A 13,481-nucleotide genomic window follows, 5' to 3' on the forward strand; every position below is an offset into this window, starting at 1 on the left:
CGGCGGAGAGTTCGGCAGGAGTCACGAGGGTCGAGTCTACCGGGACGCCCACGGTCCTCCCCGGCCCGTGCACCATCATGTCGGGATGACCACCCGCAGCCGCGTCCGGACGATCGGCGCCGCCCTGCTCACCGTGTCCGCGTCCGTCGCCCTCGTGGCGTGCACCGGCGGTGGCGGCGACGGCGCGAGCCCCAGCGCCTCCGCGGCGCCGGTCGGCAAGAAGGTCAGCGAGACCTGCGGGGAACTCCTGCCCTCCGGGTCGCTGGACGTCTACGGCAAGACCTTCGCGATCGACCGCGACTACGCGCCCGAGAAGGGATCGCCGGCGGCCCGGATCGCCGAGCAGCGGGGCCGCGTCTGCCGGTGGGCGGCCACCGACGACGCCGCGACGACCATCACCCTGGCCGTCGCGGACCTGCCTGAGAAGTCGCTCACGAACCTCAAGGACGCCCTCTACGAGCGGGGCGGATCCGTCCCCACCTACCGTGTCGAGGGGTACTTCTCGCTCGCCGACGGCGTCGGCCGCGCCGACGCGTTCGCCGATCCCTACTGGATCACCGCCTCCTCACCCCTCTTCTCCGAGCCCGGCGGAGCGCAGCCGGTCATCGACGCGGTCCGGGGCGTCGTGCAGCCGAACGCGTCCGCGACACCGGCCGGCTGACGCGACCGACCACCTGACTGGAGGCGCGTGGCGGCGCCGCCACGGGCCTCCCGTCCGACACGCGGCGAGGCACACAGCGTGTCCTGGCGAGGGTCACGGACCTGCTACGGTTGATGCACCCAGGGCCCCCATAGCTCAGGGGATAGAGCACTGCCCTCCGGAGGCAGGGGCGGAGGTTCGAATCCTCCTGGGGGCACAGGAAATACCCGAGCAAGGCGTGTTCTTCGCTTCGCTCAGGACGCGCCGCTCGATGTCGGCTTCGCCGACCGTTCCCCGTGGTTCGGCCCGGAACGGCCCTCGCCGGCTTCGCTCAGGACGCGCCGCTTGATGTCGGCTTCGCCGACTTTCCCTCCGGGGCCGGTTCCCGTGAGCCGTCGAAACCGCGGTCGCGCTGTGCCGATACGTTCAGGGCATGACGATGGTGTTTCCGCGGGTTGAGGTCGAAGCACTGCGAGGCGGGCCCGTGCTCGGGTGGGGCGTGATCGGTCCGGGCGAGATCGCGAACGACTTCACGACGACCCTCCACGCGAACTCCGACCAGCGCGTCGTCGCCGTCGGATCCCGCTCCCCTGAGCGTGCCGCCGCCTTCGCCGCCCGCCACGGCATCCCGGGCGTGCACGGCTCGTACGAGGCCCTCGTCGCCGACCCGGCCGTCGACGTCGTCTACGTCGCCTCCCCGCACCCGCAGCACCTCGGCCACGCGCTGCTCGCGATCGCCGCCGGGAAGCACGTGCTCGTCGAGAAGCCGATGACGACCTCGGCCGCCGACACCCGCACCCTCGCGGAAGCCGCACGGGAAGCCGGGGTCCTCGCCATGGAGGCGATGTGGACCCGCTACCTGCCCGGCACCACCGTCGTCCACCGCCTGCTCGCCGACGGCGTGCTCGGTGACGTCCGGCTCGCGACCGTCGACGTCGGCTGGCCGCACGACCCCGACCCCGCCGACCGGATGTTCGACGCCGCCGCCGGCGGCGGTGCGCTCCTCGACGCCGGTGTGTACGGGCACTGGTTCGCACGGTTCGCCACCGGCGCCCCGGTGACCAGCAGCACGACGGGGGCGGTCTCGGACGGTGGGGTGGACCTCCAGTCCGTCACCGTGTCGACGGCGGAGGGCGGCGCGCAGTCCGTGGTGACCACGTCGATGACGGCGTGGACACCGGGCCTGGCGGTCATCGCGGGCAGCCGGGCCACCGTGCGGTACACCGACCACTTCGTGTTCCCGGCGTCGTTCGCGGTGCACCACGGGTCGGACGTCGACGCCTGGACGGAACCCACCGGACTGCACGGGCGGGAGGGCCTGGTCTGGCAGGCGGCCGCGCTCGCCCGGTACGTGGCGGACGGCCGGACGGAGTCGCCCCTGCACTCGCTCGACGACTCGATCGGGGTGGCGGCGGCACTGGACGCGGCGCGGTCGGCGCTGGGGACCGGCCGCGGTACCGCCGGCGCCGGTGGCGGTGGCGGTGCCGCCGGTGCCGGTGCCGCCGGCCCGTCACTTCCCGTTTCCGGACGCGACACGTCGACCCCCTAGGATCACGGGCCGGTCGACCACCCGGCCGGGAAGAGGACTCGATGACCACCGCCACCGGGCACCCCCAGCTGGAACTCGCCCGCGGCGAGCGCGCACCCTCGCCCCGCACCCTGCTCGACGTCCTCACCGCCACCGCCGCCGCGCACCCGGACGCCCTCGCGCTCGAGGACCCGGCCGGCGCCCTCGACTACGCGGCCCTGCTGCGTCTGGTGCACGAGCAGGCCGACGACCTCGCGCGTCGCGGCGTCCGGCGCGGGGACCGGGTCGGCGTGCGGATCCCCTCCGGCGGGCGTGACCTGTCGGTGGCGATCCTCGCGGTGCTCGCCACGGGGGCCGCCTACGTGCCGGTGGACGCGGACGACCCGGAGGAGCGCGCGACGCTGGTGTTCGGCGAGGCCGCCGTCGTCGGCGTGGTCGGACCCGGCACCACGCCCGGTTCCGGCGGGGTGCTCCGGACATCGGGTGCACCGGACGCCGAGCCGTCGCCGGTCGTCGACCCGGCGGCGAGCGCCGCTCCCCCGACCCTGGACGACGACGCGTGGATCATCTTCACCTCGGGGTCGACGGGTGTCCCGAAGGGCGTGGCGGTGACGCACCGTTCCGCGGCGGCGTTCGTCGACGCGGAGGCGCGGATGTTCCTGCAGCGCGCGCCGATCGGCCCGGGCGACCGGGTGTTGGCCGGGCTGAGCGTGGCGTTCGACGCATCGTGCGAGGAGATGTGGCTGGCGTGGGGGCACGGTGCGTGTCTCGTGCCGGCGCCGCGGTCGTTGGTGCGAACGGGGGTGGACCTCGGGCCGTGGCTCATCGCGCACGGGATCACGGTGGTGTCGACGGTGCCGACCCTCGCGGCGCTGTGGCCGGACGACGCGTTGGAGCAGGTGCGACTGGTGATCTTCGGCGGCGAGGCGTGTCCGCCGGAGTTGGCGGCGCGGATGGCGTCGCGTGACCGGGAGGTGTGGAACACGTACGGGCCGACCGAGGCGACCGTGGTGGCGTGCGGGGCGCTCCTCGACGGGAGCACGCCGATCCGGATCGGTCTGCCGCTCGACGGCTGGGACCTGGCGGTGGTGGACGCGGCGGGTCAGCGGGTGGAGCCGGGCGCCGTCGGCGAGTTGGTGATCGGCGGGGTGGGGCTCGGTCGGTACCTGGACCCGGCGAAGGACGCCGAGAAGTACGCGCCGTTCCCGGAGCTCGGGTGGGCTCGGGCGTACCGGAGCGGCGACCTGGTGCGGTACGACACCGAGGGGCTGGTGTTCCAGGGTCGTGCGGACGACCAGGTGAAGCTCGGGGGACGGCGGATCGAGCTCGGGGAGATCGACGCGGCCCTGCAGGCGCTCGACGGTGTCGCGGGTGGGGCCGCTGTGGTGCAGCGGACGCCGGCGGGCAACCAGGTGCTCGTCGGGTACGTGGCCCCGGTGGCGGGTGGATCGGTCGACGTGTCCGCCGCGCGGGCCCGGCTGCGTTCGGAGCTGCCGGCTGCGCTCGTGCCGCTGCTCGCCGTCGTGGACTCCCTGCCGACCCGGACGTCGGGGAAGGTGGACCGCGCAGCGCTGCCGTGGCCGTTGCCCGGGTCGGGGTCGGGGTCGGGATCCGGGTCGGGGTCCGGGTCCGGGTCGGGTTCCCCGGACACGGTCCTGCTGCCGGACACCGTGGCGTGGATCGCGGAGCGGTGGTCGGCGATCCTCGGGGTGCCGGTGACGGGGGTCGACGACGACTTCTTCGCGCACGGCGGTGGGTCGCTCACGGCGGCGCAGCTGGTGTCGGCCATCCGGGAGCGGTTCCCGCGCACGACGGTCGCGGATGTCTACGACCACCCGCGGATCGGGGCGCTGGCCGATGCGCTCGACGACTCCGGGCCGGTGGTCTCGGTCCCCCGTGACGTGCGTCCCGTGCCGCCGGCGACGGGGCTGGTGCTGACGCTCCTCGGGGTGCCGGTGCAGGTCCTCCGGGGGCTGCGGGTGCTCAGCTGGACCGCGCTCGTGGCGGCGGTGCTGCACGCGACGACCCTGCCCTTCCTGCCGGTGCTGCCGTGGCCGGTGCTGGTGCTCGCGCTGCTGCTCTTCGTGACGCCGGTCGGGAAGATGGCGGTGACGGTCGTGCTCGCGCGGCTCCTGCTCGCCGGGGTCCGTCCCGGGGACCACCCCCGTGGTGGTTCGGTGCACGTGCGGGTGTGGCTCGCGGAGCGGATCGCCGAGGCGGTCGACGGCCCCTCGACTGCGGGCGCCCCGTGGATCAGCTACTACGCGCGGGCCCTCGGCGCGCGGATCGGCGCGGACGTCGACCTGCACACGCTGCCGCCGGTGACCGGGATGCTGACGATCGGTGGGCGTGCGTCGATCGAGCCCGAGGTGGACCTGGTCGGGCACTGGCTGGACGGTGACGTCTTCCGGCTCGGGCACGTCCGGGTGGACGCGGACGCCGTGGTGCACAGCCGGACGACGCTGCTGCCCGGCGCGCACGTCGGCGTGGGCGCCGAGGTCGAGGCCGGTTCGGCCGTCACCGGCCGGGTCCCCGACGGGGAGCGCTGGGCGGGCTCGCCTGCGGGACGCGTCGGGTCGGCGAGACACGGCCGGGAGGCACGCCCCACCCCGCGACGTCGGTGGCTGCTGGCCTACGGGGCCGGCTCCCTGGCCGTGGCCGGGTTGCCGGTGATCGGTGTCGCCGCCGGGGTGGCGCTCGTGTGGGCGTTGGTCGGTCCGTCCCCGTCGCTCGGGGCCGCGGTCCTCGGCGCACTCGTGTGGGTGCCGCTCGGGACGGTGGTGGCCGGGATCGTCTACGCCGGTCTCGTCGTCGCGGCCGTCCGGTTGCTCGGACTCGGCCTGCACGAGGGCCGGCACCCGGTGCGCTCCCGGATCGGCTGGCAGGTGTGGTCGACCGAGCGGGTGCTCGACGCCGCACGCACGCTGCTGTTCCCGCTGTACGCCTCGCTCGTGACGCCGCTGTGGCTGCGCCTGCTCGGTGCGCGGGTGGGACGCAACACCGAGATCTCGACGGTCCTGCTCATCCCGGCGCTGACCCAGATCGCGTCGGGGGCGTTCCTCGCCGACGACACCATGGTCGCCACCTACGAGCTCGGCGGTGGCCGGGTGCGGATCGGCCGGTCGAAGGTCGGGCGGCGGGCGTTCCTCGGCAACAGCGGCATGACGGGCGCCGGACGCTCGGTACCGCGCGAGGCCCTGGTCGCCGTCCTGTCCGCCGTGCCGAAGAAGGCCAAGCGCGGCTCGTCGTGGCTCGGGTCGCCCCCGGTCCGCCTCCGTCGCGCAACCGCGGCGTTCGACGAGGAGCGCACCTTCCGCCCGCCGCGGCGTCTCCGGGTGGCCCGGGGCTGCTGGGAGCTGCTCCGGCTCGTCGCCCCGATGGTCTCCGCCGCGATCGCGCTCGGGGTCGTCGGGACGCTGCTCGCGCTGTGGACCGCCGTCGGCATCGGCTGGACCGTCCTGCTCGCCGGTCCGGTGCTCATCGTCGCCGGGGCCGTGGCCGCCCTCGTGTCGACGCTGGCGAAGTGGGTGTTCGTCGGTCGCATCGCCGCACGGGAGCACCCGCTCTGGTCGTCGTTCGTGTGGCGCAACGAGGTGCAGGACACCTTCGTCGAGACCGTGGCACGACCGTGGTTCGCCGAGCAGGCCACCGGCACCCCGGCACTCGCCGCCTGGCTGCGGAGCCTCGGGGCGACGATCGGCCGCGGCACCTGGCTCGAGACCTACTGGCTGCCCGAGGCCGACCTCGTGACGATCGGCGCCGGAGCATCCGTGGCCCGCGGGACGGTCGTGCAGACGCACCTGTTCCACGACCGGGTGATGCAGCTCGACACCGTCACCCTGGACGCCGGGGCGACACTCGGCCCGCACAGCGTGGTGCTGCCCGCGGCCGGGATCGGCTCCGGGGCGACCGTCGGACCGGCCTCGCTCGTGATGCGTGGCGAGCAGGTGCCCGGCGGGACCCGTTGGGCCGGGAACCCCATCGCTCCCTGGACCGGTGGCGGCGGCACCGTGGCAGACTGACCGGCACCGTGACCCCGACGAAGACCGTGCCGCCGAATCCCGTGCCGACCAAGCCCGTGCCGACGAAGCCCGCGCCGACGGGCGCAGACGCCGACCCGTACACCCCGCACAGCGGCGACCGGCGGTGGAGCGCCCTGCACTACGACCTCCGCCTCGAGTACCGCGTGGCGACGAACCGCCTCGACGGCACCGCCACCGTCACCGGCCGGGCGAGCGAGGACCTCGACCGCATCGTGCTCGACCTGCACGGCCTCACCGTGGACCGCGTCGACGTCGACGGGAAGCGCGCGAAGAAGACCACGACCGCGACGCACAAGCTGACCGTGACCCCGGCCGCGCCGATCACCGCCGGCACCGAGTTCAGCGTGCACGTGAAGTACCGCGGCACGCCGCACCCGCTCCGCAGCCCGTGGGGTCAGATCGGGTGGGAGGAGCTGACCGACGGCGTCATCGTCGCCGCCCAGCCGACCGGGGCGCCGTCGTGGTTCCCCTGCAACGACCGGCCGGACGACAAGGCGACCTACCGGTTCGAGATCACCGCCGAGGCCGGGTACGACGTCCTGGCGAACGGTGACCTGCTCGGCACGGAGCGTGCCCGCGGCGGGACGACGTGGACCTTCGCCACGACGGACCCGATGGCGACCTACCTGGCGACGGTGCAGATCGGCCGCTACCGGACCGTGCAGCTGCGCGGCTCGGACGTCCCCGTCACGCTGCACCACCCCGCCGACCTCGCGGGCGCCGCGAAGACGGACTTCGGCCGGGTGCCGGACATGCTCGCGCTCTACGCCGACCGGTTCGGCCCGTACCCGTTCCCGACGTACGGCGTCGTGGTCACCGACGACGACCTGGAGATCCCGCTCGAGGCCCACGGTCTGGCGGTGTTCGGGCGGAACCACGTCGACGGCGAACACGGCACCGACCGGCTCATCGCGCACGAACTCGCCCACCAGTGGTTCGGCAACTCGGTCACCCTCGCACGGTGGCGGGACATCTGGCTGCACGAGGGCTTCGCCTGCTACGCCGAGTGGCTGTGGTCGGAGCACCGCGGCGCCGAGTCCGCGGACGCACTCGCCGCCGCGTACCGGGAGGGACTGCTCGAGCAACCGCAGGACCTGGTGGTCGGCGACCCCGGCGCGGCGGACATGTTCGACGACCGGGTCTACAAGCGCGGTGCCCTCGCCCTGCACGCGGTGCGGCGGACGATCGGCGACGACGCGTTCTTCCGGGGGCTCCGGACCATCACGGAGCGGCACCGGCACGGCTCGGTGGCGCCGGAGGACGTGCTCGACGCGTTCGCGGGCGCCGCCGGCACGTCCGTCGAGGCCGTCCGGGCGCTGACGGGGCCCTGGATCGACGAGACGGGCGTGCCCGCGCTCGTCGATGGCGACTGAGGGTCGTCGCGGCTTCGCGTCGTCGTCAGACGGCGGTCTCGGCCAGGTCCGGCTCGCAGCTGACCTCGGCCCACACGGCGTCGAGCGACAACCCGATGACACCGGCCACGGACGCGATCGTCGAGAAGGCCGGGGTCGCGATGCGGCCGGTCTCGATCTTCCGCAGCGTCTCGGGCGAGATCCCCGCCGCGAGTGCCGTGTCGAGCATCGACCGGGTACCGCGCGCACGGCGGAGCAGGGCACCGAGGCGACGACCACGGGCGACCTCGTCGGGGCGGAGCGGGAGTCGGACCATGCCCCCATACTAATACCGGTCGAACAGTACCGGGCTGAAAATACCGGTATGGTCATCCCATGATCGAGATCCTCACCCCGGCCGAGGTCGACCGTGCCCGCGCCACCGGAGCCCTCGTCGGCACGATCCTGCAGACCCTCCGGGACCGCACGCGCGTCGGCTCGAACCTGCTCGACATCGACCGCTGGGCGAAGGCCATGATCGAGGACGCCGGGGCGGACTCCTGCTACGTCGACTACGCGCCGTCCTTCGGCCGCGGGCCGTTCGGGCACCACATCTGCACGGCCGTGAACGACGCCGTCCTGCACGGACTCCCCCACGACCGGGTACTGGCCGACGGTGACCTCCTGACCCTCGACCTCGCCGTCTCCCTCGACGGCATCGCGGCGGACGCGGCGATCAGCTTCGTCGTCGGCACACCGGACCCCGCCGACACCGCGCTCATCGACGCGACCGAACGCGCCCTCGCCGCGGGCATCGCGGCCGCCGGCCCCGGAGCACGCATCGGGGACCTCTCGCACGCGATCGGCACGGTCCTCGGCGACGTTGGCTACCCCGTCAACACCGAGTTCGGCGGCCACGGGATCGGGTCGACGATGCACCAGGACCCGCACGTGTCGAACACCGGACGGCCCGGCCGCGGCTACACGCTCCGCCCCGGACTCCTGCTCGCGCTCGAGCCGTGGGTGATGGCGGACACCGACGTGCTGGTGACCGACCCCGACGGGTGGACGCTCCGCAGCGCCACCGGGGCCCGGACGGCGCACACCGAGCACACCATCGCCATCACCGAGGACGGTGCAGAGGTGCTCACGCTCCCGCGCTGAGCCGGTTCTGCACGACGACGGGGAGACCACCGGCAGCGACGGCGACGACGAGGTCCGGGGCTGCGTCCGGGTTCGCGACCGGGTGCCTGTCCGGGTGCGCCTCCGGGAACAGCAGTGTCAGCGGGTGCTCGACGCCCTCGAACACGGCGACGCTCCGGTGCACGTCCACGTCGACCGACGACGGATCGACCCGGAGCCCACGACCGTCGCGCTTGAGCACGGCCTCCTTCGCGGCCCAGCAGGCGGCGAGGGAACGGACGTCACCGGCTGCACGCTCCCGTTCGGCCGCGGTGAACGCGTCGAGCGGCGCCGCAGCGACCCGGGAGACCCGTTCGACGTCGACCCCGACGGACTCCGGCGCGACCACCAGGGCGAGGACGCCGGGCGTGCGGGCGAGGCCCACGCCGACGGCGGAGCCGTCCACCTCGGCCCAGGGACGGCCGTGACCGGTCCCGCCGCAGTGCGCACAGACGCGCCCCGCGCGTACGGCCGATCGCGGGGCGGCGTGGGCCGATGCGACGGCCGTGAGGAGCGCCTCCCGGTCGTCATCCCGTGACGGGCCCGTCGGGGCGAGCGTCAGGACGACGTGCGGGAGGCGCGGGAGACTCACGGGGTGAGCCTACGGTCGACCGTCAGGCGTGGATGCTGCCCAGGCGTGGATGCTGCTCAGGCCTGGATGCTGCTCAGGCGTGCGTGAGCGCGATGAGCGCGACGTTCATCGTGCTGTAGAGCCCTTCGGACCGGGTGGCCTGGCGGACTCGTCCGCGGAGCACCTCGTACCGACCGTTGTGCTCGCGCACGAACCCGATGACGCCACTCGCGGGTGTCGACACGCGGTGGAAGCCGTCCTCGAGTGGGACGACCTCGGTGCTGGTTGTTCGCTCCATTGCTGTTCCCCTGTCTCGTTCGTCGTCGAACGCGTGCCTGAGCATACCCCGGAACGGGGGACAACGCCTGCACAGGATCAGCGTTCCACGAGGGTTCGCCCACAGTCTGTCCGACGCGCTGCGCGGCGTGGATAGACTCCGGGCAACAGCGCTCCGGGGCGCGGTTCCGAGGCTTCTCGGGACCGGCGGACCGGCGACGGACGGAGGACGGATGCGAGCGGTCCAAGGCGGATCGGACACGGGCAGGACGAGCACGAACAGGGGGACACCGCGACTGATCGGCCGCGTGGCTGCGGCGCTCCTCGCGATGCTCATCGTGCTCGCTCCCGCGGCGACGGCCCGAGCGACCGCGCCGGTCGACCTCGGCAGCGCCTACGTCCTCGACGAGGCGAACGTGCTGAGCTCCGCGCAGCAGTCCCGCATCGAGTCCGCCGTCCAGGACCTCTACTCCGACACGAAGACCCAGCTCTTCGTCGTGTTCGTCCCCACGTTCTCGAACCCGTCGGACCACACCGCGTGGGGCGCCGCCACGATGGAGCAGAACCAGATCGACACCGACGGCATCCTGCTGTCGGTCGCCGTCGACGACCGCGACTACGACGTCCAGCAGACGAACGAGACGAGCATCTCGGCGTCCGACGTGCAGAGCGCGGTGAACGACGACCTGCTGCCCGCGCTCAAGCAGAGCGACTGGTCCGGCGCCGCCCTCGCCTTCGCGAACGGACTGGCGGACACCCAGGCACCGCCGGACCTCACCTGGCTCTGGATCCTGCTGCTCGTGATCGTCGTCGCGGGGATCGTCGTCATCCTGGTGATCCGCGGGCGCAACAAGCGTCGGACCGCGGCCGCCACCCGGGCGCAGGAGGCGTCCCTCGCGGACCTCGAGCGCACCGCCGGGGGTGCCCTCGTCACGATCGACGACGAACTCCGGACCGCCGAACAAGAGGTCGGCTTCGCCACGGCCCAGTTCGGCGCCGACGCGGCACAGCCCTTCGCGGACGCCGTCGCCGCCGCCCAGAAGGCCGTGCGCAAGGCCTTCACGTTCCAGCAGCAGCTCGACGACGAGATCCCCGATTCCCCGCAGCAGCGCGCCGACTGGGCGAACCAGATCATCGCGATCTGCGAACAGGCGCACGCCGCGATCGAGGAGCAGACCGAGTCGTTCGACCAGCTCCGGTCGCTCGAGGACGGCGTCGACGAAGCCGCCGTCGCCCTCGCGCAGGCCGTTGCCGCCGCACCGGCGTCCCTCAGTGCAGCCGGTGCCGCGCTCGAGCGGGTCCGTGGCGCGTACACCGGCCGGACCCTCGCCACGGTCGCCGACAGCGTCGACCAGGCGCAGCAGGTCCTCGCGTACGCCACTGAGCGGTCCCGGGCAGCCACCGCCGCCATCGCCGCGGGCGACAAGGGCGAGGCCGTCGTCGCCGTGCGCGATGCCCAGCACGCCCTCGCCCAGGTGCAGCAGCTCACGTCGAGCGCCAGCGCCGCCGAGCGCACCTTCGCCGAGGCAACGGCACGCGCCGAGGCCATGCGGATCGACATCGAGGGCGACGTCGCGGCGGCCCGGACCCTCACCGTCGGCGGTCCCGAGCTCGCGGCGGCCGTCACCCGCGCCGAGACCGTCCTGCGCCAGGGACTCGACCCGAAGGACCCGATCGCCGCCGTCGACGCGCTGACCCGCGCCAACACCGAGATCGACCAGGCGATCGCCGCTGCCCGGGGTGCCGAGGAACAGCAGCGTCGCGCGGCACGGGCCCTCGACGACGCCCTCCGTGACGCCCGGAACCGGATCAGCCAGGCGCGCGACTTCATCTCGCTGCACCGCGGCGGGGTCGGCCCCACTGCTCGGACCCGGCTCTCCGAGGCCGAACGGGCGCTCGACGACGCCGTCCAGCTCGCCACGACCGACCCCGGCCAGGCGCTGCAGGCCGCACGCGCTGCCGAGCAGTACGCCGCAGCCGCGATGGACGCCGCGAACGACGACCTCGGCGGGTGGGGCGGCGGAGGCGGCTTCGGCGGCGGCAACGGCAACGGCGCGCAGCTCGGCGGTCTCGTCACCGGCATCGTCCTCGGCGGCCTGCTCGGCGGTCGCGGCGGAGGCGGCGGCTTCTCCGGCGGCGGCCGGTTCTGACACCACGACGACCACCACCAGCTCCACGAGCGACGACGACACCAGCACCAACCACATCCCCAGGAACCAGATCCCCAGGAAAGGGAACAGCCATGGCAAAGCAGACGATCTTCGGTCGCATCTCGACCCTCGTCCGGGCGAACATCAACCAGCTCATCGACGACGCCGAAGACCCGCAGAAGATGCTCGACCAGCTCGTGCGGGACTACACGAACAACATCGCCGACGCGAAGACCGCCATCGCCCAGACGATCGGCAACGTGCGGCTGCTCGAGCAGGACCACGAAGAGGACAAGCGCGCCGCCGTCGAGTGGGGACAGAAGGCCGCCAACGCCTCCACCGCCGCCGACAAGTACCGCGCCGAGGGCAAGAGCGCCGACGCCGACAAGTTCGACAACCTCGCCAAGATCGCCATCGGCAAGCAGATCGCCGCCGAGCAAGAGGTCAAGGACGCCGAGCCGAACCTGGCCTCGCAGAACGAGGCCGTCGAGAAGCTCAAGACCGGGCTCGCCGGCATGGAGCAGAAGCTCGAGGAGCTCCGCGCGAAGCGGAACAACCTCGTCGCACGCGCCAAGACGGCGGAGGCCCAGTCCAAGGTCAACGACGCGCTCGGCAACATCGACGTGCTCGACCCGACGAGCGACCTCGGCCGCTTCGAGGAGAAGGTCCGTCGCGAGGAGGCGAAGGTCCTCGGGCAGCAGGAGCTGCAGTCCTCGAGCCTCGACGCCCAGTTCGAGAGCCTCGACGACGTCGGCAAGGACGCCGAGGTCGAGGCACGTCTCGCAGCGCTGAAGTCCGGCGGCTCGTCGAGCCTCTGACGCTCCCCCTGACGGCGCCGGACCCCAGCTGACAGACTGACACGATGCAGTTCCTCGTGGTCGGTCAGTGGCAGGGTTCGGCGTCGTCGCGCGCGATGCGCCTCGGGGACGGAGCGTCGTCCATCGCGGCCGACCTCCCCCGGGCGTCGACCACCGTCGTCGACGTCCCCGCCGGCGCCGGTGACCGGCTCGAGACGGCCGTCGCCCGGTACACCTCGGTGCTCGCCGTCACCGAACGCGTCGCCGAGGAGACCAGCGTCGCCAGCGAACCGGTGCTGGTCGTCGGCGGGGACGGCGCGAGCGTCCTCGGCGCGACGACCGGGCTCGGCCCCGACACCGCGTTCGTGCGCATCGCCGGGTCGAGCGGGTTCCGCGCCCTCAACCGTGCGCAACCGGTCGCGGCCGAGACCGCGGTGCTGCGCATCCTCGTCGACCGCTCCGACGACCTCTTCCCGGGGATCCCCACGCTGCCGGCCTCGTCGATCGTGGTCGCCGGGGTCCGCGGCATCGAGGAATCCGAGTCGAACGCCCTCGACCGCGCGGGCATCGTGCACCTCGACGTCGACGCGGCCACACCGGAGGCGATCGCCGCCGCGGTGGACGCCACCGGTGCGACGTCCGTGTTCGTGCACGTCGACCTCGACGTCCTCGACCCGTCCGAGGTCGACGGCCTGCTCGAACCCGTGCCGTTCGGTCTCGACGGCGCCGGCCTCGTCGAGCGCATCCAGGCGGCGACCCGGGGCCGTCGCCTCGCCGGTGCGGCACTGACCGGGTTCGCCCCCGTCGACCCGGACCGTGCCGTCGACGACCTCGGCGTCATCCTGCGGGCGGTCGGAGCACTGACGAGCGCGGCCCGGGCCGTGTGACCCACCGCATCCCGTCCGGACCGCCGCGTCGTCCGAACCGTCGCGGTCGGCGGGATCCGTGCCGCTCCGCGTACGC

11 protein-coding genes and 1 tRNA gene are annotated in these 13,481 nt (G+C 73.5%); 9 read left to right on the forward strand and 3 right to left on the reverse strand.

The features are described 5' to 3' along the window. Nucleotides 1-85: 85 nt before the first annotated feature. The 5 genes from DEJ28_RS10525 to DEJ28_RS10545 all read left to right on the forward strand — a co-directional run bounded on the left by DEJ28_RS10525 (nucleotide 86) and on the right by DEJ28_RS10545 (nucleotide 7,584). Complete coding sequence (locus tag DEJ28_RS10525; protein ID WP_111114737.1) at nucleotides 86-661, forward strand: hypothetical protein; 576 nt, start codon at nucleotides 86-88, stop codon at nucleotides 659-661. A gap of 124 nt (nucleotides 662-785) precedes the next feature. Next, nucleotides 786-857, forward strand: a tRNA-Arg gene (locus tag DEJ28_RS10530). Between the two features lie 216 nt (nucleotides 858-1,073). Continuing rightward, complete coding sequence (locus DEJ28_RS10535) at nucleotides 1,074-2,189, forward strand: Gfo/Idh/MocA family protein (protein ID WP_258367954.1); 1,116 nt, start codon at nucleotides 1,074-1,076, stop codon at nucleotides 2,187-2,189. A 41-nt stretch (nucleotides 2,190-2,230) separates the two neighbouring features. Further along, the gene (locus tag DEJ28_RS10540; protein WP_111114738.1) at nucleotides 2,231-6,190 is read left to right on the forward strand and encodes a Pls/PosA family non-ribosomal peptide synthetase; all 3,960 of its coding nucleotides are present in this window, start codon (nucleotides 2,231-2,233) and stop codon (nucleotides 6,188-6,190) included. Between the two features lie 8 nt (nucleotides 6,191-6,198). Further along, entirely contained in the window at nucleotides 6,199-7,584 is a 1,386-nt protein-coding gene (locus DEJ28_RS10545) for a M1 family metallopeptidase (RefSeq protein ID WP_258367955.1), read from the forward strand. A 25-nt stretch (nucleotides 7,585-7,609) separates the two neighbouring features. On the opposite strand, the gene DEJ28_RS10550 is transcribed toward DEJ28_RS10545, so the two are convergent. Continuing rightward, nucleotides 7,610-7,879 carry a helix-turn-helix domain-containing protein gene (locus DEJ28_RS10550; RefSeq protein WP_111114739.1) on the reverse strand — a complete coding sequence of 90 codons (270 nt, stop codon included), beginning with the start codon at nucleotides 7,877-7,879 and terminating at the stop codon, nucleotides 7,610-7,612. Nucleotides 7,880-7,938: 59 nt separating this feature from the next. On the opposite strand from DEJ28_RS10550, the gene map reads away from it, so the two are divergent. Continuing rightward, a complete protein-coding gene (map, locus tag DEJ28_RS10555) occupies nucleotides 7,939-8,706 on the forward strand; it encodes a type I methionyl aminopeptidase (RefSeq protein WP_111114740.1) in 768 nt (255 codons plus the stop codon). Here map and DEJ28_RS10560 read toward each other — a convergent pair. Both DEJ28_RS10560 and DEJ28_RS10565 read right to left on the reverse strand, forming a co-directional pair. Beyond that, the gene (locus DEJ28_RS10560) at nucleotides 8,690-9,316 is read right to left on the reverse strand and encodes a 4'-phosphopantetheinyl transferase family protein (protein WP_111114741.1); all 627 of its coding nucleotides are present in this window, start codon (nucleotides 9,314-9,316) and stop codon (nucleotides 8,690-8,692) included. The genes map and DEJ28_RS10560 overlap by 17 nt on opposite strands. A 73-nt stretch (nucleotides 9,317-9,389) precedes the next feature. Then, nucleotides 9,390-9,593: a hypothetical protein gene (locus tag DEJ28_RS10565; protein WP_181433633.1), complete on the reverse strand. Its 204-nt coding sequence runs from the start codon at nucleotides 9,591-9,593 to the stop codon at nucleotides 9,390-9,392. Nucleotides 9,594-9,879: 286 nt separating this feature from the next. Here DEJ28_RS10565 and DEJ28_RS10570 point away from each other — a divergent pair, with 286 nt between their 5' ends. From DEJ28_RS10570 to DEJ28_RS10580, 3 genes are all read left to right on the forward strand, one after another. Next, on the forward strand, nucleotides 9,880-11,721 hold the full coding sequence (locus DEJ28_RS10570) for a TPM domain-containing protein (RefSeq protein WP_284180739.1): 1,842 nt from the start codon (nucleotides 9,880-9,882) through the stop codon (nucleotides 11,719-11,721). Nucleotides 11,722-11,813: 92 nt separating this feature from the next. Then, nucleotides 11,814-12,539, forward strand: a complete 726-nt coding sequence (locus DEJ28_RS10575; RefSeq protein WP_111114743.1) for a PspA/IM30 family protein — start codon at nucleotides 11,814-11,816, stop codon at nucleotides 12,537-12,539. 44 nt (nucleotides 12,540-12,583) lie between these two features. Continuing rightward, nucleotides 12,584-13,405, forward strand: coding sequence for an arginase family protein (locus tag DEJ28_RS10580; protein ID WP_111114744.1), 822 nt, complete (start codon nucleotides 12,584-12,586; stop codon nucleotides 13,403-13,405). The last annotated feature ends 76 nt before the right edge of the window (nucleotides 13,406-13,481 follow it).

The sequence above is a fragment of the Curtobacterium sp. MCPF17_002 genome, assembly GCF_003234115.2.
GTDB lineage: Bacteria > Actinomycetota > Actinomycetes > Actinomycetales > Microbacteriaceae > Curtobacterium.

Excerpts from the sequence above, each read along its gene's own strand:
- DEJ28_RS10525 (WP_111114737.1), top strand. The coding sequence starts at position 86 with ATGACCACCCGCAGCCGCGTCCGGACGATCGGCGCCGCCCTGCTCACC.
- DEJ28_RS10535 (WP_258367954.1), top strand. The coding sequence starts at position 1,074 with ATGACGATGGTGTTTCCGCGGGTTGAGGTCGAAGCACTGCGAGGCGGG.
- DEJ28_RS10540 (WP_111114738.1), top strand. The coding sequence starts at position 2,231 with ATGACCACCGCCACCGGGCACCCCCAGCTGGAACTCGCCCGCGGCGAG.
- DEJ28_RS10550 (WP_111114739.1), bottom strand. The coding sequence starts at position 7,879 with ATGGTCCGACTCCCGCTCCGCCCCGACGAGGTCGCCCGTGGTCGTCGC.
- map (WP_111114740.1), top strand. The coding sequence starts at position 7,939 with ATGATCGAGATCCTCACCCCGGCCGAGGTCGACCGTGCCCGCGCCACC.
- DEJ28_RS10565 (WP_181433633.1), bottom strand. The coding sequence starts at position 9,593 with ATGGAGCGAACAACCAGCACCGAGGTCGTCCCACTCGAGGACGGCTTC.
- DEJ28_RS10575 (WP_111114743.1), top strand. The coding sequence starts at position 11,814 with ATGGCAAAGCAGACGATCTTCGGTCGCATCTCGACCCTCGTCCGGGCG.
- DEJ28_RS10580 (WP_111114744.1), top strand. The coding sequence starts at position 12,584 with ATGCAGTTCCTCGTGGTCGGTCAGTGGCAGGGTTCGGCGTCGTCGCGC.